23 protein-coding genes are annotated in these 26,709 nt (G+C 72.7%); 11 read left to right on the plus strand and 12 right to left on the minus strand.

The window, feature by feature from the left end; all coding sequences use genetic code 11:
- The first annotated feature begins 47 nt into the window (after window positions 1-47).
- The gene (locus ACZ7HT_RS26125; RefSeq protein ID WP_471170452.1) at window positions 48-977 is read left to right on the plus strand and encodes an ornithine cyclodeaminase family protein; all 930 of its coding nucleotides are present in this window, start codon (window positions 48-50) and stop codon (window positions 975-977) included.
- Here ACZ7HT_RS26125 and ACZ7HT_RS26130 read toward each other — a convergent pair whose 3' ends face one another.
- Entirely contained in the window at window positions 978-2,234 is a 1,257-nt protein-coding gene (locus tag ACZ7HT_RS26130) for an NAD(P)/FAD-dependent oxidoreductase (RefSeq protein ID WP_471170454.1), read from the minus strand.
- 133 nt (window positions 2,235-2,367) lie between these two features.
- Between ACZ7HT_RS26130 and ACZ7HT_RS26135 the strand changes: the two genes are divergently transcribed.
- The 5 genes from ACZ7HT_RS26135 (at window position 2,368) to ACZ7HT_RS26155 (ending at window position 7,849) form a co-directional block, all read left to right on the plus strand.
- On the plus strand, window positions 2,368-3,531 hold the full coding sequence (locus ACZ7HT_RS26135; RefSeq protein WP_471170456.1) for an NAD(P)/FAD-dependent oxidoreductase: 1,164 nt from the start codon (window positions 2,368-2,370) through the stop codon (window positions 3,529-3,531).
- A gap of 34 nt (window positions 3,532-3,565) precedes the next feature.
- A complete protein-coding gene (locus ACZ7HT_RS26140; protein WP_471170457.1) occupies window positions 3,566-3,880 on the plus strand; it encodes a (2Fe-2S)-binding protein in 315 nt (104 codons plus the stop codon).
- Window positions 3,861-5,318: an FAD-dependent oxidoreductase gene (locus tag ACZ7HT_RS26145; RefSeq protein WP_471170458.1), complete on the plus strand. Its 1,458-nt coding sequence runs from the start codon at window positions 3,861-3,863 to the stop codon at window positions 5,316-5,318. Before ACZ7HT_RS26140 ends, ACZ7HT_RS26145 begins: the two co-directional genes overlap by 20 nt.
- A gap of 73 nt (window positions 5,319-5,391) precedes the next feature.
- The gene (locus ACZ7HT_RS26150; protein ID WP_471170460.1) at window positions 5,392-6,300 is read left to right on the plus strand and encodes a dihydrodipicolinate synthase family protein; all 909 of its coding nucleotides are present in this window, start codon (window positions 5,392-5,394) and stop codon (window positions 6,298-6,300) included.
- A 163-nt stretch (window positions 6,301-6,463) separates the two neighbouring features.
- Entirely contained in the window at window positions 6,464-7,849 is a 1,386-nt protein-coding gene (locus tag ACZ7HT_RS26155) for an aldehyde dehydrogenase family protein (protein ID WP_471170461.1), read from the plus strand.
- A gap of 7 nt (window positions 7,850-7,856) precedes the next feature.
- On the opposite strand, the gene ACZ7HT_RS26160 is transcribed toward ACZ7HT_RS26155, so the two are convergent.
- Window positions 7,857-9,011: a serine hydrolase domain-containing protein gene (locus tag ACZ7HT_RS26160; protein WP_471170463.1), complete on the minus strand. Its 1,155-nt coding sequence runs from the start codon at window positions 9,009-9,011 to the stop codon at window positions 7,857-7,859.
- Between the two features lie 33 nt (window positions 9,012-9,044).
- Complete coding sequence (locus ACZ7HT_RS26165; RefSeq protein WP_471170465.1) at window positions 9,045-9,941, minus strand: alpha/beta hydrolase; 897 nt, start codon at window positions 9,939-9,941, stop codon at window positions 9,045-9,047.
- A 117-nt stretch (window positions 9,942-10,058) separates the two neighbouring features.
- Between ACZ7HT_RS26165 and ACZ7HT_RS26170 the strand changes: the two genes are divergently transcribed.
- Window positions 10,059-11,087 (plus strand): helix-turn-helix domain-containing protein, encoded by a 1,029-nt coding sequence (locus ACZ7HT_RS26170; protein ID WP_471170467.1) that lies wholly within the window; start codon window positions 10,059-10,061, stop codon window positions 11,085-11,087.
- Window positions 11,088-11,162: 75 nt separating this feature from the next.
- On the opposite strand, the gene ACZ7HT_RS26175 is transcribed toward ACZ7HT_RS26170, so the two are convergent.
- From ACZ7HT_RS26175 to ACZ7HT_RS26195, 5 genes are all read right to left on the minus strand, one after another.
- On the minus strand, window positions 11,163-12,233 hold the full coding sequence (locus tag ACZ7HT_RS26175) for a C40 family peptidase (protein ID WP_471170469.1): 1,071 nt from the start codon (window positions 12,231-12,233) through the stop codon (window positions 11,163-11,165).
- Window positions 12,234-12,277: 44 nt separating this feature from the next.
- Window positions 12,278-12,763: a poly-gamma-glutamate biosynthesis protein PgsC/CapC gene (locus ACZ7HT_RS26180; RefSeq protein ID WP_184930657.1), complete on the minus strand. Its 486-nt coding sequence runs from the start codon at window positions 12,761-12,763 to the stop codon at window positions 12,278-12,280.
- Window positions 12,764-12,814: 51 nt separating this feature from the next.
- Complete coding sequence (pgsB, locus tag ACZ7HT_RS26185; protein ID WP_471170470.1) at window positions 12,815-14,395, minus strand: poly-gamma-glutamate synthase PgsB; 1,581 nt, start codon at window positions 14,393-14,395, stop codon at window positions 12,815-12,817.
- Between the two features lie 7 nt (window positions 14,396-14,402).
- Window positions 14,403-16,646 (minus strand): HAMP domain-containing protein, encoded by a 2,244-nt coding sequence (locus ACZ7HT_RS26190; protein ID WP_471170471.1) that lies wholly within the window; start codon window positions 16,644-16,646, stop codon window positions 14,403-14,405.
- A 185-nt stretch (window positions 16,647-16,831) separates the two neighbouring features.
- Window positions 16,832-17,983, minus strand: a complete 1,152-nt coding sequence (locus ACZ7HT_RS26195; protein ID WP_471170473.1) for a CapA family protein — start codon at window positions 17,981-17,983, stop codon at window positions 16,832-16,834.
- Window positions 17,984-18,048: 65 nt separating this feature from the next.
- Between ACZ7HT_RS26195 and ACZ7HT_RS26200 the strand changes: the two genes are divergently transcribed.
- Window positions 18,049-19,026, plus strand: a complete 978-nt coding sequence (locus ACZ7HT_RS26200) for a hypothetical protein (protein WP_471170474.1) — start codon at window positions 18,049-18,051, stop codon at window positions 19,024-19,026.
- A gap of 40 nt (window positions 19,027-19,066) precedes the next feature.
- Here the strand turns inward: ACZ7HT_RS26200 and ACZ7HT_RS26205 are convergent, their stop codons facing one another.
- The 3 genes from ACZ7HT_RS26205 to ACZ7HT_RS26215 all read right to left on the minus strand — a co-directional run bounded on the left by ACZ7HT_RS26205 (window position 19,067) and on the right by ACZ7HT_RS26215 (window position 22,338).
- Window positions 19,067-20,932, minus strand: a complete 1,866-nt coding sequence (locus ACZ7HT_RS26205; RefSeq protein WP_471170643.1) for an ATP-binding cassette domain-containing protein — start codon at window positions 20,930-20,932, stop codon at window positions 19,067-19,069.
- A 453-nt stretch (window positions 20,933-21,385) separates the two neighbouring features.
- On the minus strand, window positions 21,386-21,832 hold the full coding sequence (locus tag ACZ7HT_RS26210) for a MarR family winged helix-turn-helix transcriptional regulator (RefSeq protein ID WP_471170476.1): 447 nt from the start codon (window positions 21,830-21,832) through the stop codon (window positions 21,386-21,388).
- Window positions 21,829-22,338, minus strand: coding sequence for a MarR family winged helix-turn-helix transcriptional regulator (locus tag ACZ7HT_RS26215; RefSeq protein WP_471170478.1), 510 nt, complete (start codon window positions 22,336-22,338; stop codon window positions 21,829-21,831). The genes ACZ7HT_RS26210 and ACZ7HT_RS26215 overlap by 4 nt, the downstream gene beginning before the upstream one ends.
- A gap of 411 nt (window positions 22,339-22,749) precedes the next feature.
- On the opposite strand from ACZ7HT_RS26215, the gene ACZ7HT_RS26220 reads away from it, so the two are divergent.
- Window positions 22,750-24,147, plus strand: coding sequence for an APC family permease (locus ACZ7HT_RS26220; RefSeq protein WP_471170480.1), 1,398 nt, complete (start codon window positions 22,750-22,752; stop codon window positions 24,145-24,147).
- A gap of 197 nt (window positions 24,148-24,344) precedes the next feature.
- Window positions 24,345-24,752, plus strand: coding sequence for a hypothetical protein (locus ACZ7HT_RS26225; protein WP_471170482.1), 408 nt, complete (start codon window positions 24,345-24,347; stop codon window positions 24,750-24,752).
- 51 nt (window positions 24,753-24,803) lie between these two features.
- On the opposite strand, the gene ACZ7HT_RS26230 is transcribed toward ACZ7HT_RS26225, so the two are convergent.
- Complete coding sequence (locus tag ACZ7HT_RS26230; protein WP_471170483.1) at window positions 24,804-24,974, minus strand: hypothetical protein; 171 nt, start codon at window positions 24,972-24,974, stop codon at window positions 24,804-24,806.
- 223 nt (window positions 24,975-25,197) lie between these two features.
- On the opposite strand from ACZ7HT_RS26230, the gene ACZ7HT_RS26235 reads away from it, so the two are divergent.
- Window positions 25,198-26,706, plus strand: coding sequence for a right-handed parallel beta-helix repeat-containing protein (locus tag ACZ7HT_RS26235; protein WP_471170484.1), 1,509 nt, complete (start codon window positions 25,198-25,200; stop codon window positions 26,704-26,706).
- Window positions 26,707-26,709: the final 3 nt, after the last annotated feature.

A 26,709-nucleotide genomic window follows, 5' to 3' on the forward strand; every position in this document is an offset into this window, starting at 1 on the left:
CCCTAGCACCCGGCACCGGCGCGGGGATTCACCCTAAAGGAGGTTTGATGAGCGACCTGCTCTTTATCGACGCCCCGGCCATGGCCCGTCTCCTCACCCCGGCGGCGACGGCCGACGTCCTCGCCGACGTCCTGCGGGCGGGGTTCGACCCGGAGGCCGCGCCGCCCCGTACGGCCGTCCCCGTCCCGGCCGGTGAACTCCTCCTCATGCCGGCCGCCTCCGGACCGTACGCCGGCGTGAAGATCGCGGGCGTCGCCCCCGGCAACCCGGCCCTCGGCCTGCCCCGCATCACCGGCTCCTACCTGCTCCTCGACGGCACGAGCCTCCGGCCCCTCGCCCTCCTCGACGGCGCGGCCCTCACCGAGCTGCGCACCCCGGCCGTCTCCGCGCTCGCCGTACGCCGTCTGACACCGGACGACAGGCCGCTGCGCCTGGTCCTCTTCGGCACCGGACCGCAGGCGTACGGTCACCTGGACGCCGTCCTCGCGGTGCGCGAGCTCGCCGAGGTGGTCGTCGTCGGGCGCGGCCCGATCGGTGCGCGCGCCCTCGCGGGCTACGCGCGGTCGCTCGACGTCCCCGCCCGCACGGGGACGCCCGAGGACGTGGACGGGGCCGACCTCGTCGTCTGCTGCACCACGGCCCGGGAACCCCTCTTCGACGGCACGCTGGTGGCCCCCGGCGCCACCGTCGTCGCGGTGGGCTCGCACGAGCCGGCGGCCCGGGAGACCGACACCGCCCTCGTGACCCGCGCCGAGGTGTACGTCGAGGCGCGCTCGGCGGCGCTCCGCGAGGCCGGCGACCTCCTCGTCCCGCTGGCCGAGGGGGCGATCGGCGAGGACCACGTCGCGGGCACCCTCGCCGACCTGGTGAACGGCCGCGTCCCCTCCGGGCGGCCGCGGCTCTTCAAGAGCGTGGGCATGGCCTGGGAGGACCTGGCCGTCGCCGGAGCCCTGTACGGAGCGGCCCGCGCGACCTGATCAGGGGGTGCCGGCCGCCCTGCGGTGCCGCAGATTGACTGCCGCGGCCTTGGTCACGACGACGGGGTTCAGGAAGCGCAGCGGACCGATCAGGCGGGAGGCGAACATGTGCATGTGCCGGGCGAGTGCCCCGTCCCGTGCCGCCGCCGAGAACATCAGCCGCTCCATGGGGTTGAACGGGCGGCCCTTGGCGAAGTCCGCGGCCAGGAACTGGTGACCGCTCAGGCGGCGCCGGTGCCGCCGCGCGTACTCCGCGAGGGACCGGTCGAGGTCGCCCCGGCCGGCCGCCGCCGGGCCGACCGCCTCCGCCAGCCAGTGCGCGGACTGCAGGGCCCACCCGCAGCCCACTCCCCACAGGGGGTCACCGGTCAGGGCGGCGTCGCCGACGAGAGCGAGGCCCGGTGCGGTCGCCCTGCGGGTGCGCAGCGGGTAGTCGACCGCACCCGTGATCTTCGTGACGCGCTCGGCGGAGTCGATGTCCGGCGCGTCGGGCAGGGAGCGGACGAAGTCGAGGAAGCTGCCCTCCAGGTCCTTCCGGAAGTCCGGAAGCCGCTTCTTCTCCGGGAGTACGGCCACGACCGTCACGCCGTCGTCGTTCGGGAACGCGTAGGCCATGTCGGGGACCAGGAACCAGGCGTGGCTGATCCCGTCGCGCAGGGGCAGGTTCCGGAAGTGCGCGAGATAGCCGAAGCGCGCGTTCTCGTGCTGCCGGGTGGGCACCCCGGCGAGCTTGGCGACGGCCGAGTCCTTGCCGTCGGCGCCGACCACGAGACGGGCCCGGATCCCGCGCTCGCCCTCGGGCGTCGACGCGCGTACGCCCACGGTCCTTCCGGCCTCCTGGATCAGCCCCGTCACCTGGTGGCCGAGGAGCAGGTCGACGCCGGGGGTCTCGGCCGCGCGGGACCTGAGGAGCGGGTCGAGCGTGCTGCGGCGGACGTTGTACCCGTACGGGAGCTCGGGGCCCGGGGCGGCGCTCGGCTCGATCCAGCCCCAGCGGGTGTACCAGCGGGCCTCGTTCCGGACGGCCCCCGCCTTCTCCAGGGCGGGGAGCAGGCCGAGTTCCGCGAGGACCGGGGTGGCGTTGGCCGTGAGGGAGTGGGTGCACAGCGTCTTGTACGCCGCGGGGTCCGAGCGGCGTTCCAGGAGCGCGACGCGGGCGCCGCGCCGGGCGAGCAGGATCGCCGCCGTGCAGCCCGCGAGGCTCGCCCCGCTGATGACGACGTCGTAGTCGTGTCCCGTGCTCTCGGGCTTGGTCATGCGCTGATCGTCCCCCCCGTGATGTGGTCCCGCTTCTGTCAGGAACATGAGGACGATGAAGGTGAGCGGTTGTCAAGGGACCAGGGCCTTCAAGGGTCTTGGCAACCAGAGTGCCATGTGAAATATTACTGCCGTGCCCACGAGAAACACCTCGGATGTCATCGTCGTCGGCGCCGGCGTCGTCGGCGCGGCCTGCGCCCACTACGCCGCCCGAGCCGGCCTCTCCGTCACCGTCGTCGACCGCGGTCCCGTCGCCGGCGGCACCACGGGGGCGGGCGAGGGAAACCTCCTGGTCTCCGACAAGGAACCAGGGCCCGAGCTCGAACTCGCCCTGATCGCCACCGCGTTGTGGCGCGAGCTGTCCGATCGGCTGCCGCCCCAGGTCGAGTACGAGGCGAAGGGCGGCCTCGTCGTCGCCTCGGACGAGCCCGGGATGCGCGCCCTGCGCGCGTTCGCGGCCCGCCAGGAGAAGGCGGGCGTCACCACCCAGGAGGTCCCCGAGGACCGGCTCCACGACCTGGAGCCCCACCTCGCACCCACCCTGGCGGGCGGCTTCCGCTATCCCCAGGACGCCCAGGTGATGCCCGCCCACGCGGCCGCCCAGCTGCTGCGCGCCGGAGCCGGACGGATCCGGCTGCGCCTCGGTGAGGAGGTCACCGGCCTCCTCACCGGCACCGCCGGACGGATCCGCGGCGTGCGGACCACGGCGGGCGAGATCCACGCCCCGCACGTCGTCAACGCCGCCGGAACCTGGGGCGGCACCCTGGCCGAACTCGCGGGCGTCCACCTGCCCGTACTGCCCCGCAGAGGCTTCGTCCTCGTCACCGAGCCGCTCCCGCGCGTCGTGCGCCACAAGGTGTACGCCGCCGACTACGTGGCCGACGTCGCCAGCGGCTCCGCCGCCCTCCAGACCTCGGCGGTCGTCGAGGGCACCCCGGCGGGCCCGGTCCTGATCGGCGCCAGCCGCGAACGCGTCGGCTTCGACCGGACGCTCTCCACCGACGTCCTGCGCCGCCTCGCCGCCGGAGCCACCACCCTGTTTCCCGTCCTCGGCACCGTACGGGCCATCCGCACCTACCTCGGCTTCCGCCCCTACCTGCCGGACCACCTGCCCGCCATCGGACCCGACCCGCGCGTCCCCGGCCTGCTCCACGCCTGCGGCCACGAAGGCGCGGGCATCGGACTCGCCCCCGTGACGGGACGGATCGTCGCCGCCTGCCTGACCGGGGACGAACCGCCCCTGGACATCCACCCGTTCCGGCCCGACCGGTTCGCCGACACCGCACCCGTCGCCTGAGGTCAGCGCACCCACCGTCACGAGAGGAGGGCCCGTGGCCCGCACCCCCGCCGACCTCGTCGGCGCACAGCCCGAACCGCCGTTCGAGATCACCTTCGACGGCCGTCGCGTCACCGCCCTGCCGGGCCAGACCGTCGCCGCCGCCCTCTGGGGCGCCGGCATCCTGGCCTGGCGCACCACCCGGGACGGCCGCCGGCCGCGCGGCGCCTTCTGCGGCATCGGCCAGTGCTACGACTGCCTCGCCACCGTCAACGGCGAACCCAACCGGCGCGCCTGCCTGGTCCCGGCCCGCCCCGGCGACGCGATCACCACCCAGGAGGGACACGGCCATGACCGCCTCACCGTCTGAGCCGGAGACGTACGACCTGGCGGTGGTGGGAGCCGGTTCCGCGGGACTCTCCGGCGCCGTCACGGCCTCCGAACTCGGCCTTTCCGTCGCCCTCCTCGACACCTCCGCCCAGACCGGCGGCCAGTTCTACCGGCACCCGGCGCCCGCCCTCGGGGCCGTACGGCCCGAGGCCCTGCACCACGACTGGTCGGCCTTCTCCGACCTCCGCAGGCGCCTCGCCGCGAGCGACGTCACCCACCTCGCCGGACACCACGTGTGGTCCACGGTACGGGAGGACGACGGCACCTGGACCGTCCACGCGGTCACCGGAGCCGACGGAACCTCGGAGCGGCCCGCCCGGATCCGGGCCAGGGCCCTGCTGCTCGCCACCGGCGCGTACGAACGCCAACTCCCCTTCCCAGGCTGGACCCTGCCCGGCGTCGTGGGCGCCGGGGGAGCGCAGGCCATGCTCAAGTCCGGCCTCGTACTGCCGGGCCGGCGCATCGTCGTGGCCGGCAGCGGACCCCTGCTGCTCGCCGTCGCCTCCTCCCTCGCCGCCGCCGGCGCACAGGTCCCGGCCGTGATCGAGGCCGCCGGCTACCTCCGGTACGCCCGCAGCCCCCGGGCACTCCTGGCCAACCCGGCGAAGGCGGCCGAAGCCCTGCTGCACGGAACCGCCCTGCTCCGCCATCGCGTACCCGTCCGCCTGCGCAGCGCCGTCACCCAAGTACACGGCACCGACCGCGTGGAGGCCGTCACCGTCAGCCGCCTGGACGCCGACTGGCGGCCCGTGCCCGGCACCGGACGCCGGATCGCCTGCGACGCCCTGGCCGTCGGCCACGGCCTCGTCCCGCAGATCGAACTGGCCACCACCCTCGGCTGCGCCACCCGACGGCTCCCCGACGGAACCCTCGGCCTCGCCCTGGACGACCGCCAGGAGACCTCGGAGCCCGGCCTGTGGGCGGCGGGCGAGACCGGGGGAGTCGGCGGCGCAGGACTCGCCCGTACGGAAGGCGAGTTGGCCGCCCGTGCGATCGCCGCGCGGCTCCTCGGCCGCCGGACGGGCGAGGGCCGGATCGCCGGACTGCGGCGGCGCCGGGACCGGATGCGCGCCTTCGCCGACGTGATGTCAGCGGCCCACGCCCCCGGGCCCGGCTGGCCGGACTGGCTCTCCGACGACACGGACGTGTGCCGCTGCGAGGAGGTCGGTGCCGGGCGCATCCGCGAGGCGGTCACCGAGCTGGGCGCGCGGGACGCGCGCACCGTCAAGCTCCTCACCCGGGCCGGCATGGGCTGGTGCCAGGGCCGGATGTGCGGGACGGCCGTCGCGTGCCTCGCCGCCCGCGGCGGCACGGCCGAACCACCCGCGGAACGCCGCCCGTTCGCGGTACCGGTGCGGCTCTCGACGCTCGCCGCGCTCCCCGAGGAGCCGGCCGATCCGCACCCCGGGACTTCCTGAGGGGAGAGGCCCGAGCGGGCCTCTCTTCTTGGCTCATCTATAAAATGTCACACACCATAGAAAGGTCATCGACATGACCACCACCACCTGGAACACCGACCGGCCCTGGCGGGGCATCATGGTCGCCACCACCCTCCCCTTCCGCGAGGACCTCTCCGTCGACCACGACGCCTACGCCGAGCACGTCGCCTGGCTGATCGCCAACGGCTGCGACGGTGTCGTCCCCAACGGCTCCCTCGGCGAGTACCAGACCCTCACCGACCAGGAGCGCGCCCAGGTCGTCCGTACCGCCGTCGAAGCGGCCGGGGACGGCGCGCGCGTCATGCCGGGCGTCGCCGCCTACGGCAGCGCGCAGTCCCGCCGCTGGGCCGAGCAGGCCGCCGAGGCCGGCTGCGGCTCGGTCCTCCTCCTGCCGCCCAACACCTACCGCGCCGACGCGACGGCCGTCCGTGCCCACTACACCGAGGTCGCCGGAGTCGGCATCCCGATCGTCGCCTACAACAACCCCTTCGACACCAAGGTCGACCTCACCCCCGACCTGCTCGCGCGGCTGCACGGCGACGGCAGCATCGTCGCGGTGAAGGAGTTCAGCGGCGACGTCCGCCGGCCGTACGAGATCGCCGAACTCGCACCGGAACTCGACCTGTTGATCGGCGCCGACGACGTCCTCCTGGAGCTGGCCGTGGCCGGTGCCGTCGGGTGGATCGCCGGCTACCCCAACGCCTTCCCCGCGAGCTGCGCCACCCTCTACCGCGCCGCCGTCGCCGGCGATCTGGAGACGGCCCTCCCGCTCTACAAGTCCCTGCACTCGCTGCTGCGCTGGGACTCGAAGACGGAGTTCGTCCAGTCCATCAAGCTCTCCATGGACATCGCCGGCCGCCCCGGCGGTCCCACCCGTCCGCCGCGCCACCCGCTCACCGGCGCGACCGAGGCCGCGATCCGGACCGCCACGGAGAAGGCCGTGGCCGACGGCCACCGCTGAGCCGCGCCACGGCCGACGCCCGCCGTCGCCGACGCCCGCCGTCGCCGACGCCCGCCGTCGCCGACGCCCGCCGTCGGCGACGTCCACCGTCGGCCACGTCCGCGCTGTGCCGCTCCGCCCCGACCCTCACCCCAGGCGACCCCTTCCCCGGAGGCCTCCTCCCATGACCGACGTCCTTCCCACCCTCATCTCCCGCAACCCGGCCGATCCCGCCGACGTGCTCCTGCGGATCACCACCCCCGGCGCCTTCGCGGCCGTCGACACCGTCGAACGCGCCCGCACCGCGCAGCCCGGCTGGCTGCGGGCCGGAGCCGCCGCACGCTCGGCCGCCCTGGGCGCGATCGCCACCGCCGTCGAAGCCGCGGCCGGCGAACTCGCCGAGCTCGCCGTCCGCGAGGTCGGCAAGCCGCTCACCGAGGCCAGGGCCGAGGTGGCCCGCGCCGCCGCGATCTGGCGCTACTACGCGCAGGCCCCCTTCCAGCCCACCGGCGAGGTCCACGAGACCTCGGCGGGCGGCGGACTGCTCCTGACCCGGCGCCGCCCGCACGGCGTGGCCGGGCTCATCACGCCCTGGAACTTCCCCTTCGCCATCCCGACCTGGAAGGCCGCACCCGCTCTCGCGGCCGGGAACACGGTCGTCCTCAAGCCCGCCCCCGAGGCCACGGCCTGCGCCCAGCGCCTGGCCGAGATCGTCCGACAGGCCGTGCCGGAAGGGGTGTTCACCGTCCTTCCCGGCGGCGCCACCGAAGGCAACGCGCTCGTCTCGTCCGCCGACGTCGTCTCCTTCACCGGCTCCACCCCCGTCGGCCAGGCCGTGGCCAGGGCCGCGACCGCGCGGGGCATCCCGGCGCAGGCCGAGATGGGCGGCCTCAACGCGGCCCTCGTGCTGCCCGACGCGGACATGGAGCAGGCCGCGGGCCACATCGCCGCCGCCATCGCGGGGTTCGCGGGCCAGAAGTGCACCGCCACCAGCCGGGTCATCGCCGTCGGCGCCGCCCTCGACCCGCTGCGCGAAGCGCTCACCGAAGCGCTGCGGGCCCTCCAGGTCGGCGACCCCGCCGACCCGGCCACCGTGTGCGGGCCGCTCATCCACGAGGCCGCCCGCGACCGGGTGGTCGAGACCTGCCGGGGGCTCACCACGCTCGCCGGCGGCACCGTGCTCGACAGGCCCGGCTGGTACGGCGCCCCCACCCTGGTCGAGAAGGTCACCCCGGGCCACCGCCTGCTGCGCGAGGAGGTCTTCGGCCCGGTCGCCTCCCTGCTCGCCGCCGACGACGTCGCCCACGCGGTCCGGATCGCCAACTCCGTCCCGTACGGCCTGGTGACCTCGGTCCACACGGCCGACCTGAATACGGCCCTGCGCGGCCTCGACCTGCTCGACACCGGGATGATCCGGATCAACGCCCCGTCCAGCGGCGTCGACTTCCACCTGCCGTTCGGCGGCTCCAAGGCCTCCAGCCACGGACCCCGCGAACAGGGCAGGGCGGGCCTGGAGTTCTACACCTCGGGCCGGACGTACACCCTGGCCCCGGCCGGCCAGGGGGTGTGACCCCGTCTCACGACGCCGTGGCGGCCCCGCCGCACAACGCCTCCTGGTACAGCGCCTTGACGGCGCCGTCGATGGGGTGGGGCTGCGGCCGCCCGGAGGCGTCCGGCCTGTTCCACCGGATGAGGTTGATCGCCACGGACATCTGACGCCTGCCGTCGGCGCTGGTCAGGGAGACGGCACCGGCTCCCCACACGGTGCCGTCGTGCCCCCAGAAGGTGCCGCGGGGGGTCTCGACCTTGTGCAGGCCCAGACCGTACTGGATCGGCGACCCGTCCAGGGCGGTGGCCGGGATCGTACGCCGCATCTCCGCGAGCGACTCGGGGCCGACGATCCGGCCCGCGAACAGCTCGGCGTAGAAGCGGTTGAGGTCCTCCATCGTCGACACCAGACCGGCCGCGACGCCCACCCAGGAATTGTCGTAGACGCTGTAGTCACGGGGTGGGTGGATCAGGCCGTAGAACGCCTCGTAGAGCAGCGAGTGCGGTCCCTCGACGCGCGTCCCCTCCGGGAACCCGGTGTGCCGGAGCCCGGCGCGTTCGATGACGTTCCGGGTGATGCACTCCTCGGCCGGCATACCGGTCAGGTGCTCCAGGAGCTCGCCGAGGATCAGCCAGTTGACGTTCGAGTACACCCCCGCGGGGCCGCCCGGTTCGCCGGTGGGAGGTGCCGAGAGCCCCAGCTCGATGAGCTCGGCGGGCCGCCACGTGCGGAACCGGTTGTCGTCGATGCTCTGCGCCGAGACGTCCAGACGGGTGGGGAACCCGCGGAGCGACGGGAAGGCGTAGGTGAGGTAGTCGGGGATGCCGCTCGTGTTGTCGAGCAGCATCCGCACCGTGATCCGCCGGCCGCGCTCGCCCGGCACGAGCTCCGGCAGATGGTCCCCGACCGGCGTGTCGAGACCGATCCGCCCCTGCTCGACCTGCTGCATCACGGCCGCCGCGGTGAAGGTCTTGGCGATGCTGCCGACGCGGTGCCGCATGTCGGCCGTCACGGGACGGCCGGTGTCGACGTCCGCGACGCCCGCGGCACCGCGCCAGATCCGGCCGTCGTCCCGTACCTCGGCGAACACGCCGGGAATTCCCGCGTGGTGGACGGCGTCCAGGGCGGACTGCAGGGCCACCGGGTCGAGGCCCGTGGACGTACCCATGGTGCGGATGTTCATGACATCGGTCCCTTCTTCGGAGGAGGTGTGGGTTCAGTCGGCGAGGGCACGGCGCAGGACGGCGCCGAGTTCGGCGTTCTGCCGCTGCGAGACCTCGGCCGAGAGGATCGCCTGCGACCCGTGGAACGTCCCCGGCCACTGGTGGAGCTCGACGGACACACCCGCCTGGAGCAGCCGCACGGCGTAGGCGATGTCCTCGTCGCGGTTCGGGCAGAACTCGGCGGAGGCGACGTACGCCGGCGGCAGGCCGGACAGATCGGCGACCCGCGCGGGAGCGGCGTACGGCGTGGCGGGCCGGGAGCCCAGGTAGTGGCCCCACGCGGCGGACGCCTTGCCCCGGTGGTACCAGGGCGTGTCGGTGAAAGTCCGCGCCGACCACGTCTCGAGCCGGTCGTCCAACCCCGCCTGGTTGAGCAGCTGGAAGCGGATCGGCGGCCCCTGCTCGTCACGCGCCCGCAGCGCCACCCCGGCCGCCAGACCGCCACCCGCGCTGTGGCCGCCGACCGCGATGCGCGCCGGGTCGATGCCGAGCTCCGCCGCGTGCCCGGCCGTCCACTCCAGTACGGCGTACGCGTCGTCCAGGGCGGCGGGAAACGGGTGCTCGGGGGCCAGCCGGTAGCCCACCGAGACCACCACCGCGCCGGACGTCTCCGCGATGCGGGCGGCCCACGGGTGCTCGGTGTCCACGTTCCCCATGACGTACCCGCCGCCGTGCAGCCAGACCACGGCACCCTGCGCCCCGCGCGGCCGGTAGATCCGTACGGGCACGTCCGGGTCGGCGGGCACGAGCACGTCCTCGACGTCCAACTCCGAGGTGTCGGGCGCCGGGACGGCGGCCGCCAGATCGGCGAAGTACGCGCGGGAGGCCACCGGGTCGGACAGGTCGGTCTGCGGGAAGAAGGGGACGAAGGCTTCGAGTTCGGGATCCATGACGGCCATCCTCCGGGCCGGCCCCGGAGGGGTCACCCGCCATCCGTCGCGCATCCCGCCCCGAACAGGCGCCGAACGGCGCACCCGGCTCCCCGGCCCGTCTGCGATCCTTCTGTCATGGAGGCACTGGCCGTACGGCTGTCGGGACTCGATCCGTACGTCGACGGCGCGATGCGCATCGTCGCGTTCTACGACACCCTGATGCGCCGCCGCGTCGACCTCCCGGCGCTCGCCCGCGCCTCGGCGGGCCTGGCCGAGTGCGTCGCCGGGATACGGCTCCACGGCACCGGCCGCCCGACCCGCGTCTCGCCCCACGGCACGGAGGCGACCACCCCGCCGGCACCCCCGTCCACGGAGGCGCCGGTCACCCTCGACGAAGAGGAGATCGGAACGGTCTGGCTGGAGCGCCCCGGACCGCCCAACCCGCTCGACGAGGTCCTCCTCGACCGCTTCGCGCTCGCCGCCGCGGCCGCCGCCGAACGCTACGGGCCCGCCCGCACCACCATGGCCGACCCCGCCCTCGTCGAACTGGCCGTCAGCTCCGGCAGCGACGATGCCGCCCGGGCCCGGGCGCTGCGCCTCCTGGGCTTCGCCCCCGACCTCCCCGTCCACGTCGCCGCCGTCCGCACGAGCCTCCCGCTCGACCGGGTCGGCGCCCTGGTGTGCCCGTCCCGGCCGGTGAAGGCGGCCCCGCTCGCCGACGTGGGCGTCATCCTGGCCACGACCCTGGACCGTACGGGCTTCCCCTCAGGGGTACGGGCGGGCATCGGCACCGGCGGAAGACCCGACCGCTCCTGGCGCCAGGCCCGCACGGCCCTCCGCTTCACCACCGCCCGCGAACCCGTCGTCCACCACACCGACCTGGGCGCGCTTGCCCTCCTGGCGGAGATCCCCGAGGACGCCGTACGGGACAACCCCGACGTGACCGCGATCGACCGCCTGTCCCCGGAGGACCTGGAGACCCTGGACAGCTACTGCGCCACCGCCTCCGTCCGCCGCGCGGCCGAGGCCCTCCACCTCCACCACAGCAGCATCGCCCGCCGCCTCGACCACATCGGCAAGACCCTCACCCTGGACCTCACCGCCCCCACAGGCCTGACCCGCGCCCGGCTCGCCCTCACCACATGGAGACTGATCCACGGCTGATCCAGCTCGGCAGGCCCTCATCAACGAGGCCAAGGCCCGGCTGACCGCCGACGAAACCGCCGGGTGGCTCCTGCGTCAGAGGCGCTTCGCGCTGCGCAGCGTCTTGGCGTAGTAGCCGTTGCCGTCGAGGCGGGAGACACCGCCGACGTCACCGATCGTGGGTCCGTTGACCTCCTCGCGGCTGGACACGAAGATCAGGTGCCCCTCGGTGTCGTACCCGAGGACCATGCCGACGTGGTCGAGCCGCTGCCCGGTGCGCGTGTCGAGCTTGAAGAAGACGAGGTCGCCCGGCTGCAGCTGGTCGATCGTGGAGGGGCGGTTCGCGGCGCCGATGCCGGTCAGCGGCAGGATGTCCACGCCCCGGTCGGAGCGGGCCATGCCGTTCGCCGTGCGGGGCAGGCCGTCACCGGACTTGTCCGAGGACATCAGCGGGTAGCGGGCACGGTAGCCGAGCACCATGCGCATGAAGCCGGAGCAGTCGAGGGACCGGGCCTTGGGTGCCTCCGGCGTGCCGACGGAGCCGTCCCGGAAGGGGTAGCGGACGCCGAGGAAGTCGTAGAAGTCGGACTGCTCCAGGCGGAGGTCGCCGCCCTCGGCTCCGGTGGTGTTCAGCGGCCCGAAGTTCGCGTCGCCCGCGATGACCCGGCCCTGCTCGTCCTTGCGCTGCGGCGCCCCCGCCACGTACTGGAAGGCGAACGCGAAGATGTCGTCCTCCTTGCTGTCCGCGTTCTCCGCGTACCAGTCCTTGAACCACTTCTCCTTCTCCGCGCCCTTGGCCCAGGGCTTCGGCATGAGACGGATCCAGTCGGTCGTGGAGACCTTCGACGCCGTGGAGGTCGGCTCGGCGAAGGTACGGGCGGGCCCGGTGAGCTTCGTGGTGCGCGCGCCGTCCGTCATGACCGCCGCCACCTGGCCGTCGGCGCCGCGGAGCACGCTGCGCGCGGGGTTCTCCAGGCGGGACCAGCTCTCCCCGCCCGTCGCTTCGGTCTTGGGCTTGGTCCCGTTGAGCACGCCGACGTTGCGCACCTCGGTGACGCCCGGGTCGTCCTGCTTGCGCAGCTCCACGGTGAGGTAGCCCGAGGTCGCGACGAGCCCGAGTACCGCGAGGCCCGAGAGGAGCGTGCGTGACTTCTTCTTCCCTGCCATGGTTCTTCCTTGATTCTCAGGCGGCGGTTCGCGGACGACGGTTTTCAGGCGGCGGCGGGCATGACGCCGAGCAGCAGGCCCGCGGCGACGACGATGTAGGCCAGCATCGAGACGGAGGCCGTCGCGAGGAGCGTGGGCCCCTTGGGCTGGCGGACGAGCTGGTAGGCGATGAGGCCGGGGACGATGAACCCGAGGGTCTGGTTGCCGTACATCAGCGGGAACTCGATCGACAGGACGATCATCACCGTGGCCTGGAGCAGCACCCCGAGGAGCACGACCGCGGCGAACAGCCGCTTGCCGTACAGGATGACGAGCCGCTGCATGAGCTTGGTGCCCGCGTACGTCAGGGCGGTGACGCCCACGACCATGGCCGCGCGCTGGAGGTCCTCGATGAGGGTGAGGGCGATCCAGCCCGGGGTGATCATCCCGCCGGGGGAGAGGTTGGTGGTGAGGTAGCACAGCAGGGAGAACAACAGGCCGATGGCGATGCCCAGGGCGGCCATCTCGGGGGTCAGGGCGGCGGTGGTCAACGGGGGCTCCGGGAGCGGTGACGGGCGGTGAGGCGGGCGGTCGGCGTCGGGTCAGGGATGCGGGTGGGTCCGCTCCCCGTTCTCCTGCGGCGGCTGCTGGAACCAGCCGAACGAATCCTCGGGCCCGGGGACGGACCATCCGTCGTCGGGACCGCGCTGGGCCGTGAGGACCACCGGCCCGGGCTGCTCGTCGACCGGCTGGAGGGGGATCCGCACCATGGGGATCTCCTGGGTCTGGGAGGCCTGGTACCGCTCCTCGTACGCCGTCGGGTACGTGGCGTACGGATCCAGGCGCTGCGGCCGGCCGTACCCGTACCCCGCCGGAGCCGCGTACGGACCGGTCTCGTCGGCGACGGCATAGGCGCCGTCGCGGGCTCCGGGGCCGGCATCGTGGACGGCTCCGTGGCCGGCTCCGTGGTCCGCGCCGTGGTCCGCGCGGGGGTCGGCGCTCTCGTCGGCCGGGAGTTCGGCGAGGTACTCGAGCAGCTCCTCGCCCTGGCCGTGGATGTTGCCGATGGCGACGAGCGAGGACCCGTCGGGCATCCGGCCGAGCAGGGCGGGCATGAAGTCCTCGGCCGGGCGCCGGTCGCCGCCGAGGTCGACCGCCCGGTCCCGCCACTCGGCGGGGATGGCGTCGATGGCGCTCTTCGAGGGGTGGCCGATGACGAAGACGTTGTCCGGCTGGAGGTCGGGGATGATCTCGCCCATCTGCCCGTTGCGTTCGACGCGGTCGGGACGGCAGTTGATCACGACGTTCAGGGGGCGGCTGATGGCGCCGAGGTCGAGCAGCTGGTTGACGTTCATCAGGGTCGACTCGGGGTCGTTCGCCGCGAACACGTTCGCGAAGGCGAGCCGCCGGTCGTCGGGCGTGACGTAGCGCTCCACGGACAGGACGCCCGGGTCCGGCGGCGCGTCGTACATGCCCTGCAGCGCGACCTGCCGGTCGATGCCGAGGAGCTCCGCGACGGCCAGGGCGATCGCGACGTTCTCCTTGAAGGTGAACCAGCTGAAACCGCGCAGCTCGGCGTCGCTGACCGTCTCGGGGTCGGCGTAGATCAGCCGGCAGTTCCGGGCGTCCGCCTCCTCCTGGAGGATGTGGAAGCGCTCCTTCTCCGCGGTCACGCAGATGCCGTCCTCCGGCATCGAGCGGCACAGCGAGCGGGCCACGTCGTCCAGGGTCGGGCCCATCTCGGCGAGGTGGTCCTCGCGCACGTTGCACAGGACGCCGATCGTGGAGCGGATCAGCTTGCTCTGGTTGACCTCCTGCAGGGCGGGCATGACCGCCATGCACTCGATGACCAGGGCGTGCGGCCGGTAGGTGGCGGCCCGGCGGACGATGCCGATCTGCTCCACCACGTTGGCGATGCCGAACTTCCGGTAGACCGGCTCCTCGGTCGCGTCGGGGTGGATGAAGCGCGCCGCCGTCCCCGTCGTCTTCGCGACGGTCACGAGACCGCCGCCGCGCAGGGCTCCGGCGCACAGCCGGGTGATGGAGGACTTGCCCCGGATGCCGTTGACGAGCACCCGGGTCGGGATCGTGTGGAGGGCGGCGTAGTGCCTGCGCTGTTCCACGATGCCCGCGATCAGCAGGAACACCCCGCTGATCAGCAGGACGAAGTAGAGGTAGAGCACGGCCTTGTCACCTTCCGCCGACGCCGGGCCCGGTCTCCGCGGACCGGCGCGCCTGGTTGTGTCTGAGGGCCTGCGCCTGCTGGCGCAGCAGTTCGAGGCTGCGGACGACGGCGCCCACCTCGTCCTGGTACACGGGGTACAGCACGGTCTTGAGGTCGCCGTCCACGAGCTTCTCGGCACTGCCGGCGAGGGCGCGCAGCGGCCGCACGACCACCAGATAGACCCAGCCGAGGCAGAAGATGATCGCGGCGAGCCCCAGCATTCCGGCGAGCACGCTGCGGTCCTCGCGCTCGTACGGGGCGATCTGGAAGCGGGAGGCGTCCTGGCTGCTGACGACGGTCCAGCCGATGTCGGCCGTGACGCCGCCGCCGGAGAAGGGGGCGGCCGCGGCGACGGTGACGCCGTTGCCCTCCCGGATGAGCAGGCCGTTCTCGACGGGGCCCGCACCCACCGGCAGGGCGGCGGCCCGGACGAGGTCGGTCAGGGCGCCGTCGGGGAGCTCCTCGAACGCCAGAAAGCCGTTGCCGGCGGCGACGGTCCGCGCTCGGGAGTCGACGACGCGGACGTCCCCGAGGCCGGGCCGGGCGAGGAGCGAGTTGAGGAACTCCACCCGGATCTCGCCGACCAGGGTGCCGTCCTTGTGGTCCGGCAGCGGTGCGCCGGCCTGGACGATCGGCTCCTTGCCGCCCTCACCGGAGACGCGGACCAGCGGCAGGTCCTTGCCACGGGTCCAGTCGTGGGGCTCCGTGCCCGCCTGGGCGGTGATGCCGCCCTCGGCGTCGACGAGGTACAGGGCCTGGTAGCGGGGGTGCTTGAGGAGGGCCTCCTCAAGGATCCGGCCGGTGTCCCCGTCGCTCTCCTCGCCGATCAGGCGGGAGGTGGAGACGACGTCGGCCTGGGCCTCGTTGAGCGCCCTGCGCAGGCGGTCGGCGATCAGGTCGGTGCGGTCGCGCTGGTCGTTGACCATGGTGGCGGGCACGCTGACCGAGTCGTCCGTACGGTTCAGGAGCAGACCGACGGGCACGCACCAGACGAGCAGCAGCACGGCCGTGACCACGAGCGGGCCGCGTCCGCCGACCCGGACCCGCCGGCGCGGGGCGTCGTCGGAGTCCGTGCCGTCACCGGCGAGCTGCCGGCGCAGCCGTTCGAGGGCGGCGCCGATGCGGGCCGCTTCTCCCCAGCGGGGCACGGTGACCGGACGGGTCAGATCGCCGCGGGCGAGCCGGCGCGACTCCAGGAACAGGCGCAGCAGGGGCCGCTGCACGGTGGCCCAGAGGACGGTCACCGCGAGCAGGCCGAGCAGGACGAGGACGCCCGCGGCCGCGAGGCCGTACAGCTGGCGGCCGTGGTCGGCGGTCTCCTGCTCGACCACGGGAAGCAGGGCCACGACCGTCAGACCGAGGCCGGCGGCCTGGCTCGGCTTCTCCCCCGGATTGGAGGAGGCGAGCGAGGCGTAGCCCGCCGTGGCGACACGGCCGTTGTACCGGCCGCCCAGGAGGGTGCCGCTGACGCCGGGATAGCCCCGGGATCCGGGTTCCTTCGCGCGGACGGGGTGCTCTTCGGTGCGGACCGCGGCCTGGTCGGCCAGCCGCGTCATCTGCTTGTGGAGGAAGGAGAGCTCCTGGCGCTCCTGGTCGGAGTTGAGCGCCTCGGCCTGCTCGAAGCCGGCCGTGCCGAGGACCTCGCCGCCCTTCGCGACCACGGCCATGGTGCGGAACGGGCCGAGGTTGATGGCCGGCACGGAGAGGCTGCTCGACGCGAGCAGCAGCTGCTGCGGCCGGTCGGCCCAGTCCAGTACGGCCATGGTCATCAGACGGACGTCGCCGGTCTTGAGCCGCACCATGCGGGGCGTCAGGGCCTTCTTGCCCGTGAGGACGCCCTTGTCCAGCCAGGACAGCGGGATCGCCTCGCCCCGCTCGGCGAGCACCTCCCCGCTCTCCAGGTCGACCACGGAGGTGCCGGTCCACTTCTGGTAGGTCCGGCCCAGGTCCGAGAGGATCCGCTCGGGCTTCACGGGGCGCCCCGCGCTGATCGCGGTGGCGGTCCGCTGCAGGTCGGTGACCCGCTCGTCGATCGAGGCCCGCAGCGCGATGGCCCCGTCCTCCGCGAAGTACTGCTGGGAGGACAGCACCGCCTCCGGCACGACCGCGTCGTCGCCGGGGCCCAGCACCTTCGCCGTCAGGCCGGCCAGGGCGAGGATCAGCACGCACAGGACCGCGATCGGCGGACGGATGCCGCCCAGGAGCGGCATGTCCGCGCGCCTGCGGCTGCGTCGCCGTCCCCCTCGCACGCGGTAGGCGGCATTACTCGATGTCACTGCTGCTCTTTCCTGGTTCTACGGCCACTGCGGTTCCCACGGCCCCCGGACACGAGGGGCCGCCACTGGCGCGGGCCCGGCGACGCGGTCACGAACGTACGAAACGGACGGGGGACGGCTCAGTACGTCAGGGAGAGCTCGGCCAGGCCGTCGCCCCCCGGAGCACCCCGGTTGAAGAGGAAGCCACGCGTCCGCTCGGCCGCGAGGCGGTAGCGGGCGCGCCGGTCCGGAGGCAGGTCGCCCGGTGCGTCGAGCGCGTGCCGGACGTCGACCACCCGGTGGTCCGTGACGGCGCCGTCGGGGAGCTTGTCGCCGGGCTCGGCGTCCGGCGGGATGTCCACCAGGGTGGTGCGGTAGCGGGCCTGCACGTCCCAGCCGGTCTCCGTCTCGTGGAACTCGAACCAGCCGATCGCCCCCTCCTCGGTCAGTCCCGTGGGGGAGCCGTGCCGGGCGACCTCGTTGCCGAGGCTGAAGGCGACCCACTTGCCGTTCAGCTTCTGGATCGGCTGCACCACGTGCGCGTGGTGGCCGATGATGAGGTTGATCCCCGTCTCCTTGGTGAGGCGGTCGGCGAGCTCCAGCTGGGGGACGCTCGGCTCGTTGTAGTGCTCGAGACCCCAGTGGAGCGAGAGGATCACGACCTCGGCGCCCTGCGCGCGGGCCCGCTTCTCGGCCTTCTTGATCTCGTCCGTGTTGATCCGGTTGAACGACCAGCGTTCCTTCGCGGGCGTGGGGTTGAGGAACGACTCCCACGAGAAGGCCAGGTGCGCCACCTTGACGCCCTTGACCTCACGGATGTTGATCTTCTGCGACTCCTCGGGCGTACGGGCCGAGCCGGTGTGACCGAGGCCCGCCTTGTCCATCGCGTTCAGGGTGCTGCGGATGGCCTTGAGGCCATGGTCGTTGGTGTGGTTCGAGGCCGTCGAGCAGGTGTCGTAGCCCACGTCCTTCAAGGTCGTGAGGATCTGCGGCGGCACCAGGAACTCCGGATACCCCGCCCAGGGGCCCCGGGGGGAGCCCACGGGCGTCTCCATGTGACAGATGGCCAGGTCGGCCTTGCTGATCACCGGCTTCACGCCGGCCATCAGCGGGCCGAAGTCCAGTCCGTCCTTGCCCTTGCCCGTCTTCTTCGCGTCACGGGCCGCCTGTTCCACCAGCTCCGGGTGGATGAGAACATCTCCGGCGGCGGCGACGGTGAACGAGCGGCCGCCGGGCTTGGTCTGCGACTCCGTCGGCGTGGACGCACAGCCGGCCGTGAGAACGGCGAGCACCGCCGTCACAGCCAGTGCACGACCAATGGGGAGAGAATCGCAGAATGTCACCAGCCGATCTTCACATGAGTCCCAAGATCGACTCCCCGCAGGGCGTTACGAGATCATCACTTTTTCTTTATGTCCTGACCATCATCGGACTCGCGCTCTCCCTCGTCGGCTGCCACGACGCGGCGCGCGACAGCGAGCAGGCAGGGCACGGCGGCGCCCGTGAGCTGGTGAACCTGGACGACAGGATCGTCCAGTACGCCAAGCAGGCCGGAGACCGCACGCGGTACACGCCCCCCAGCAGGGCCCAGCGGGAACGCCTCGCCCTGGGCGTGGGTCAGCTCCTCGACCGCGAGGACGCCAAGGCCGAGGAGACCTTCGCCTCCGTCGGCTTCCAGGTGACCCGGCTCACCGACTCCGTCACCAACCGCCGCTACGACGAGGTCGCCGCCCGGAATCCGGGGCCCGAGGCGGGATGGGGAAGGCTGTACGTCAGCGCCGACTTCGCCGTCCGCTGGAGCGTCCAGGTGCCGCATCCGGTGTCCGACCGCGGCACCGAGTCCCTCGGCGCCCAGCTCCTGGAGAAGGCGTCGGGCGGCGCCCTCGTCGTCGCCGGAGCCCACCGCACCTCCGGCCGCGGAGACGCGGCGGACGTCGCCCACCGCACCGACAGCGCCTTCCACACGATCATCACGGAACTGCAGAAGCGCGGCGTTCCGGGCCTCCAGCTGCACGGCTTCGCCAAGGGCCCGGAGCGCCCGTACGACGCCATCCTCTCCACCGGCGCCGCACAGGCCGCACCCGAAGAGGCCGCGGCCCTCGCCGCCCACATGAAGGCGCGCGGCCTCCGCGTCTGCCGGGGCTGGGCCGACCACTGCCCCCTGGAAGGCACCACGAACGTCCAGGGGAAGGCGGCGGAGGGCGCCCACGCCACGTTCATCCACGCCGAACTCGCCCCGGCGGCCCGCGCCGAGGACGGCAGGAAGGCCGCACAGGCCCGGGCCGCACTCACCGACCTCCTGGAGGTCTGGTCGGACACCCCCGCGGGACGCTAGCGGGCCAGGGACCGTCCGGCGGATCAGGGTCGGATGGGCCCTAGAGCGGGTTGCGGCGCGGGGGCGGCAGGAACTGGCGGGCCTGCAGCTCGTACGCCTGGCGGAACGCCCCGGGGCCCCTGGCCGGGTCCATGAGCTGTGCGAACGTGCCGTGCTCGACGACCCGGCCCCGCTCCAGTACATAGATGAGGTCCGCGTGACGGACGCTGTGCAGCCGGTGGGTGATCAGGACGGTGGTCTGGCCCGTGCCCGCGAGCTGGTGGATCTGGTCGAAGACCCGCTGCTCGGCCACCGGGTCCAGGGCGCTCGTCGGCTCGTCGACGACCAGGACCTGCCCGTTCCGGTAGCGCGCCCGCGCGAGCCCGATCTTCTGCCACTGCCCGCCGGAGATCTCCTGACCGCCGCGATAGCCGCGGGCCAGCAGGGTGTCCAGACCGCGGGGCAGCTTCGCCACCACGTCGTCGGCCCCCGCGTACGCGGCCGCCGCGCCGACCTCGCCGTCGTCGATGGCCCCGCCGGGCCGGCCGATCCCGATGTTCACCCGGGCGGTGAACGGCCACCGCTGGAAGTTCTGGGCGACCATCGCCACCCGTGAGAAGAGCCGGGCCCGGCAGGCCTCCGCGGCGTCCACCTCGCCCCACATCACCCGGCCGGCCGCGGGCATGTGCAGGCCGCACAGCAGCTTGGACACCGTGGTCTTGCCCGAGCCGTTCGCCCCCACCAGAGCCACCGTCGAGCCGCGGGGGATGACGAGGTCCACCTCCCGCAGGGACGGCTCCTCGGCGCCCTGGTAGGAGAAGGTGACCTTCTCGAAGCGGATCGCGTCGAAGTCCTCCGGCAGGTCGACGCCCACCTCGGGGATCGCGCGCCGCTCGGCCTCGGCGCACAGCCGCTCCAGGTCGGCGACGAAGAGGGACTCCTCCTGGATGTCGGTGACCCTCAGCACCAGGTCGGTGATGCTCGCCGAACCGGCCCGGATCGCGAGCACCGCCGTGCCGCCGACCGCGAGCTCCATCTGCCCGTTCCACAGGAGCAGTCCGAGGACGGCGTACGCGGCCACCGTCGCCACACCGCGGGCACCGTCGGCGAACAGGCCCGTGCGAGCCCCCACCCACGCGAGCCGGGTCTGCTCGCGCTCACTGGTCTCCGCCATGCCCCGGAAGTACTCCAGGAGGAACGGCCCCACGTCGTGGACCCGGACCTCTCCCGCCGCCTGCTGGTCGATCAGGAGCCGGCTGATCAGCTGCGCCGCCCGCGCGTGCTGGACGAACCGGTGCCAGCTCTCGTACCGGGCTCTCGCCATGGTCAGGGAGCCCCAGGCGCTCGGCAGCGCCATCGCGGCGAGGAGCGGCAGCAGCGCCACGTGCAGGACCGTCAGCACGCCCGCGGCGGCGATCAGGGAGATCGCCGAGGCGACCACGGCCGTGCAGTACCCCACCATCCGCATGGCCCCGTTGGCGCCCCACTGCGCCGAGTCCATCAGCTTGTGGAAGGCGTCGTCCTCGATCGCGTCCATCTCCACCCGGGCGACGAGCTCCAGGTACCGCTCGGTGGCGACCCGTTGGACCTTGGGCTCAAGCATTCCCGTCGAGGCGGTCGACGCCGACTTGAGCAGCGAGGACACCACCGCGAGCACCGACACGAGGACCAGGGACGGCAGGGCCGCCCGCAGCCGGTCGACCAGGATTCCCGACGCGAGCAGTTCGGTCAGCAGCGCGTTCACGGCCACCAGCGAGTAGGCCTGCGCCACACCGCGGCCGATCTCGCTGACCGCCACGGTGTACAGGGCGCGGGGGTCGGCCTGCCGGGCAAGCCGCACGGCGATCCCGACCTGCCGGGGGAAGCTCGCGGCCATCCTCCACATGCCGAGCTTCACCCAGGTCCCGCTGTGCTGGCTGAAGCCCATGTCGTAGGCGAGCTCACCGCCGAACAGCAGCCGCTCGGAGGCCGAGACGGTCTCGGGCGGGGTCGCCTCCGTCGGGGTCGCCTTCGCCGGCGTCGTGGACGCCGCGTCGTCCGTGGTGGTCGTCATGCCATCCCCCTCGAGTCCGGACGTGGCCGGCGGCGGCCCACGGGAAGGGGAGTGTCGATACGGCGGGGAAGGGGGTGCATGGCGTTCTCCGTGAGCCGGCGGCTGGGCTGTCGGAGAGCTCAACGAGCAGGCCGGGCGGGTCGAACACATGTGTTTCGGACGCCGCGCGAGCCCCGTGGCAGCACGAATACGCGTTCGTGCCGGGTGCATCGACCCTTGCGGCGCGCGGGTCGCGCCCTGGCGGGCGCGTGGCCGAAACGCCGACGGAGGGTCTCCCAGGTCGGAGATCGACGACCCGAGCGGCCGTGACCCGGGCTGCGCCGGACCTCAGGCCCCCGCCAGTGCGGCGTTCGCGCGATCCGTGAGGAGGGTGAGCACCCGGCCGGCGGCCGCGAGGTCCTCGGCGGGAATGCCCTCGTACAGCCGGGCGGCGATCGCGGCGCTCTCGGTGGCGGTCGTCTCGTACAGCTCCCGTCCGGCGTCCGTGAGGCGCAGCCGGGAGGCCCGTGCCGGGACCTGCTCGACGAGCTGCGCGGCCGTCAGCTCGTCGAGCACGCCGTGCACGACGGACGCCTCGGTCTTGAGCGAGCCGACGACGTCGGTGACGAGCGCGTCCCGGTCGGCGGAGTCGCCCGCCACCGAGACGGCCCGGAGCGTGACGCTCTGCTCGAACGTGATGCCGTGTCGGGTCAGTATCCGCTCCAGGAGGGCGCGCGGGGCGTAGTGCGCCAGGGCGATGACGCGGCCGTTGACGGTGGGTGCGGTGGTGGTCATGACTGCTCCTCGTGGTTCTCGGCGTTCGCGGCGTTCTCGGGGTTCCCGGCGTGCGGATCAAGAGGTGCTTCGAGCAGGGTCGCGAGGTCGCGGGTGAACTCCTGCGCGCGCGGGCTCTGCCGGCCCCCGAGCGGCTCCAGCATCTGGTCCAGGAGGCCCTGGACCACCGTGACGGCGCGACCGGTGACGTCGTGCCCCTGCTCGGTGAGCGTCAGCCGCATGGCGCGCGGGTCGTCCGGGTCCCGGGTACGGGCGACGAGCCCGGCCGCCTCCAGCGCGCGGGCGAGCTTGGAGACGTACAGCGGTTCGAGCCCGGTGTGGTCGGCGAGCTGCCGCTGGCTCGGCTGCCGGCCGGAGCGCGCCATGCCGTACAGGGACCCCATCAGTGCGTACTGGGCATGGGTCAGACCCAGGGGAGCGACCGCCCGGTCGACGGCCACGCGCCACTTCATCGACAGGCGCCACACCAGGAAACCGGCCGTGGCGCTCTCGTTTGCTGAACTCACGAGCAATACAGTACATGGCTACTATGTACATGGCTACTATTTCCTGGCGCAGCCGGGCGAGGCTGTCGAAGACACCCTGCACCTCGGCGATCCGGCCGCCTGGGGCGGTTCTGTCCGGTTCGCCCCGTATTCCAGCATGTGGATCGGCGGTAAAGCGCGGGAAAAGTTGTCCCGGCCGGGCTGCGGTTCCCGCACGGAGCGTTTCGGCAGTCTTGACGCGTTCTTGGCGCTCCGGCACCCCGATCCAGCGTGTCGGAACAACGGATTCCGCAGCTGGTGGGGCATTGACCTGCGGTTCTGCTCACGCTTCCATTCAGCCCGGGAGCCCACGGAACCACCTGATCATCAGCCGCCCCGGAGGCGATACCGCTCCCCCTCGGAATCACCGCACGCATCGATCGGAACCGCCTGATGACCGACACCCTCAGCGCACCGCACGCGTTGGCCCCTCAGACCGGCCCCGTGCCGCAGAAGCTCAAGCGTTCCATCGGTGTCGTGGGCGGCACGCTGCTCACGCTGTCGTGCGTGACGCCCGCCTCCACCCTCTTCGTGGTCGTACCCGACCTGTTCGACGGCGTCGGCACGTACGCCGCCCTGACGATCGCGATCGGCTCGCTGCTCTGTATCGGCGTGGCCTTCTGTTACTCCGAGCTGGGCACCCTGATCCCGAGCGCGGGCGGCGAGTACGCCATCGTCTCCACCCTCTCGGGCCGCCTGGCGGGCTGGCTGGTGTTCGTCCTGTCCCTGCTGGTGGTGATGATCGTGCCCCCGGTGATCGCCATGGGGACCGCCGACTACCTCGCGCCCCTGGTCCACATCCCGGCCCCGATCGCCGGCGGCGGCGTCATGCTCCTCGCGACCCTCGCGGGCCTCCTCGACCTGCGCGCCAACGCCTGGATCACCGGCATCTTCCTGGTCCTCGAAGTGGTCGCGGCGGGCATCGTCGCGATCCTCGGCTTCACCCACTCCCAGCGGGGCGTCGGCGCCCTGGTCCACGGCGAGGTCGCGCACGCCGGCGGCTCGCACTCGCTCGTCACCGGCGCCATGGTGGTCTCCGGCCTCGCCATCGCCCTCTTCATCACCCAGGGCTTCTCGACGGCCGTCTACCTCTCCGAGGAGCTGGAGAACCCGCGCAAGTCCGTGGCCCGCACCGTGCTCGCCACCCTCGCCATCTCGACCGCCGTCATCCTGGTGCCCGTCGTCGCCATCACCCTGGGCGCCGGCGACCTGGAGACCCTCACCGGCGGCGACATCAGCGGCATGATCGACGCCTGGTCCAACTCCGCCGTCGGCACCTTCATCAGCCTCTGCGTCGCGCTCGCCATCATCAACGCCGGCATCGTCATGGTGATCCAGAACTCCCGCGTGCTGTTCGCCTCCGCCCGCGACAAGGCCTGGCCCGAGCCCGTCAACAACGCCCTCTCCCGCCTGGGCCGCTTCGGCTCGCCGTGGGTGGCCACCCTGGTCGTGGGCGTGCCGGGCGCGGCCCTGTGCTTCGTCAACCTCGACACCCTCTACGGCGTCACCGGCGTCTCCGTCACCGGGATGTACCTGCTGGTGGCCGTGGCGGCGCTGTTCAGCCGCCGGGGCCAGCACCGCGAGGTCCCGGCGTGGCGCATGCCGCTCTGGCCGGCCATCCCGGTGGTCCTGATCGGCGTGCTGGCGTACGTCCTCTACATGCAGGACGTCGAGTACCTGCTGTGGACCGGCGGCATCACGGCGGTGGCCACCCTCTACTGGGCGCTGTACCTGCGGCCGCGCAAGGACACCCGCTGGCTGGTCAGCATCCCGGAGGACGAGCAGGTCTGACCCTGCCGCCGGAACCATCCCACCCGAGGGCCGGGGCGCTGTGGGCGCCCCGGCCCTCGGGCGTTCCATGGCGTGGGCCGTTCGTGTCGCGCGGGCCGTACGGCATCGGGGGGACGATCACTCCGTACGGGGGGCGGACGGTGGCTCCCGCGTGTCGTGACGGGCACCGTGGGCTGCGGAAACGTATCTGTGCATGCATGACCGCTGACATGGAACACCTGTTGAACGTACGCCTGTGCGAGCGCTTCGGTGACGCGGCCGAGTGGGCCGAGGTCACCACCCTGACCGCCTCCCACCTCCGGGTCGTCGTCTCGGCGCTCGGCCCGGAGGACGCCATGACGTTCCTGACGGCTGCGCGCCGCGCCCTGGACGAGGAGGAAACCCGGGCAGGAACGATTCACCTGGGCTTCGGCGCCCACCTCTGGACCCACCTCGAAGACGTCCCGATGGGCGCCTCACCCCTGGCCAGGACCTCGGCCTGGGACGCGATGCTGACCATGCACCGCCTCTCCGCCCTGGACCCGGACCCAGGCCTCGGCGCCCATATCGACAGCGCCCTGGACGCCTGCCGCCTCCGCCTCGTACCGGCCGCCGCGGGATTCTGAGTGACGTGAAGCGTGAGTGCGCGGGCCCGGTACGCGCACTCACGCCGCACCTCAGTGGAGCGCCCCGACCGTCCGGAGACACGCGCGGTCGTCCGCGCTGAGAACGTCGTCCGGAAGGGTCGGGTCGTCCAGCAGCTCGGCCAGCACGGAGGCGTTCTCGAGGAACGCGGCCCGGCACCGCTCCCGTTCGGGGTGGTCGTCGTCGAGCCCGATGGGCAGCACCGACCCCTCGGCGTCCGGATCGACGGGCTCGGACAGGTGTCTCGCGCGACAACGCCCCGACCGAAGGCACTCTCGCCCGTCCCGGTGCCGCGCGCAAGCGCCGAGATCGACCAATCGCCCAGTCCCTGATCGAAACTCGATCAATCGACGAGAACGCATTGACTCGATCACCGGCCGCACCTACTTTCTGGCCGCATCCGACCGCCAGAAAGGTTGTTGCGCCATGACCATCAGAGCTTTGCCCGGGCGTCAGTCGACGGTCCGCGGGCTTCTCGCCGCCGTCCTCGCGTTCGGCGGCACCGCCGCCCTCCCCGGTCCGACCGCCCAGGCCGCGGGAAGCGTCACCTATGTGGACTGCTCGCGGGCGACCGCCGGGGACGGCAGCCTCGCGGCGCCGTTCAACAGCATCGGACAGGCCAACGCCAGGACGTACGCCCCCGGTGACACGCTCGCCTTCGCCTCCGGCACCACCTGCACCGGCGCCCTCGCCCCCCAGGGCAGCGGCACCGCCACCGCACCCATCCAGCTCACGGGTTACGGCTCCGGCGCCCTGCCCGTGATCGACGGCGGCGGCGCCCCGAACGCGGTCTCCCTCACCGACCAGGACCACTGGCAGATCAGCAACCTCAAGATCACCAACCCGGCCGCCGCCCTCGCCCGCCGCACCGGCCTGCGGATCTCCGCCACCGACGGCACGGCGCACCGGGGCTTCGACATCGGCGGCCTCGTCGTCGACCGGGTGGCCGGCCAGACGAACAAGAACAGCCCGACCACCGAGGACTACGTCCAGTCCGCCGGCATCGTCACGGGCGCGACCGGCACGAACTCCACCCTCAACGACGTCCACGTCCACGACAACCAGATCAGCAACACGGGCGGCGGCGGCCTCAAGATCCGCGTCGGCGCCATGGCCGTCAAGGGTGCCGGAGTCCTCATCGAGAACAACACCCTCAAGGACGTCGGCGGCGACGGCATCATCGCCAGCTACGCCGAAGCGCCGATGATCCAGTACAACAACGCCTCCGGCGTCGGCAACGGCGTCTACCCCTTCTCCGGCGGCAACTTCGCCGGCATCTGGGTGCTCGGCGACCACGACCCGACGATCCAGAAGAACGCCGTGTACGGCATCACGCGGATGTCCGTCGCCGACAGCCAGGCCTTCGACTGCGACTGGGGCAACACCGGCACCTGCACGATCCAGTACAACTTCAGCCGCGACAACATCGGCGGCTTCTTCCTCGACTGCGACGGCTGCGGCACCATCGGCGCCGCCCAGCAGGTCATCCGCTACAACATCTCCGAGAACGACTGCCGCATGAGCAGCGTCAGCGCCGGACGCTCCGCGCTCCACCTGTACAACAACGTCCTCTACTGCACGGACAAGAAGTTCAGCATCACGCTCCCCGACGAGAGCGTCGTCGAGAACAACATCTGGGTGGGGACCACCGACTCCCGGCTGCCCACCGGGGCCGGAATCTCCTGGCTGTGGAACGTCTTCCAGGGCGTGCCCCGGCCGACCGCCAACGGCATCGTCGGCGACCCGCAGTTCGTGAACCCCGGCACCGGCGGCGACACCCTCTCCTCCGCCGACGGCTACAAGCTGCGCACCACGTCCCCCGCCCTGAACAACGGCTCCGTCGTCAGCGGCAACGGAGGCCGCGACTACTGGGCCAACCCGGTGAGCGCGACCACGAAGCCGCACCGCGGCGCGTACAACGGGCCCGGCCTGTAACCC

This window comes from Streptomyces sp. NPDC037410, from assembly GCF_055602235.1.

Coding starts and splice junctions, on each gene's coding strand:
- ACZ7HT_RS26125 (WP_471170452.1), top strand. CDS start 48: ATGAGCGACCTGCTCTTTATCGACGCCCCGGCCATGGCCCGTCTCCTC.
- ACZ7HT_RS26130 (WP_471170454.1), bottom strand. CDS start 2,234: ATGACCAAGCCCGAGAGCACGGGACACGACTACGACGTCGTCATCAGC.
- ACZ7HT_RS26145 (WP_471170458.1), top strand. CDS start 3,861: ATGACCGCCTCACCGTCTGAGCCGGAGACGTACGACCTGGCGGTGGTG.
- ACZ7HT_RS26150 (WP_471170460.1), top strand. CDS start 5,392: ATGACCACCACCACCTGGAACACCGACCGGCCCTGGCGGGGCATCATG.
- ACZ7HT_RS26155 (WP_471170461.1), top strand. CDS start 6,464: ATGACCGACGTCCTTCCCACCCTCATCTCCCGCAACCCGGCCGATCCC.
- ACZ7HT_RS26160 (WP_471170463.1), bottom strand. CDS start 9,011: ATGAACATCCGCACCATGGGTACGTCCACGGGCCTCGACCCGGTGGCC.
- ACZ7HT_RS26165 (WP_471170465.1), bottom strand. CDS start 9,941: ATGGATCCCGAACTCGAAGCCTTCGTCCCCTTCTTCCCGCAGACCGAC.
- ACZ7HT_RS26170 (WP_471170467.1), top strand. CDS start 10,059: ATGGAGGCACTGGCCGTACGGCTGTCGGGACTCGATCCGTACGTCGAC.
- ACZ7HT_RS26175 (WP_471170469.1), bottom strand. CDS start 12,233: ATGGCAGGGAAGAAGAAGTCACGCACGCTCCTCTCGGGCCTCGCGGTA.
- ACZ7HT_RS26190 (WP_471170471.1), bottom strand. CDS start 16,646: ATGCCGCTCCTGGGCGGCATCCGTCCGCCGATCGCGGTCCTGTGCGTG.
- ACZ7HT_RS26200 (WP_471170474.1), top strand. CDS start 18,049: ATGAGTCCCAAGATCGACTCCCCGCAGGGCGTTACGAGATCATCACTT.
- ACZ7HT_RS26205 (WP_471170643.1), bottom strand. CDS start 20,932: ATGGGCTTCAGCCAGCACAGCGGGACCTGGGTGAAGCTCGGCATGTGG.
- ACZ7HT_RS26210 (WP_471170476.1), bottom strand. CDS start 21,832: ATGACCACCACCGCACCCACCGTCAACGGCCGCGTCATCGCCCTGGCG.
- ACZ7HT_RS26220 (WP_471170480.1), top strand. CDS start 22,750: ATGACCGACACCCTCAGCGCACCGCACGCGTTGGCCCCTCAGACCGGC.
- ACZ7HT_RS26225 (WP_471170482.1), top strand. CDS start 24,345: ATGACCGCTGACATGGAACACCTGTTGAACGTACGCCTGTGCGAGCGC.
- ACZ7HT_RS26235 (WP_471170484.1), top strand. CDS start 25,198: ATGACCATCAGAGCTTTGCCCGGGCGTCAGTCGACGGTCCGCGGGCTT.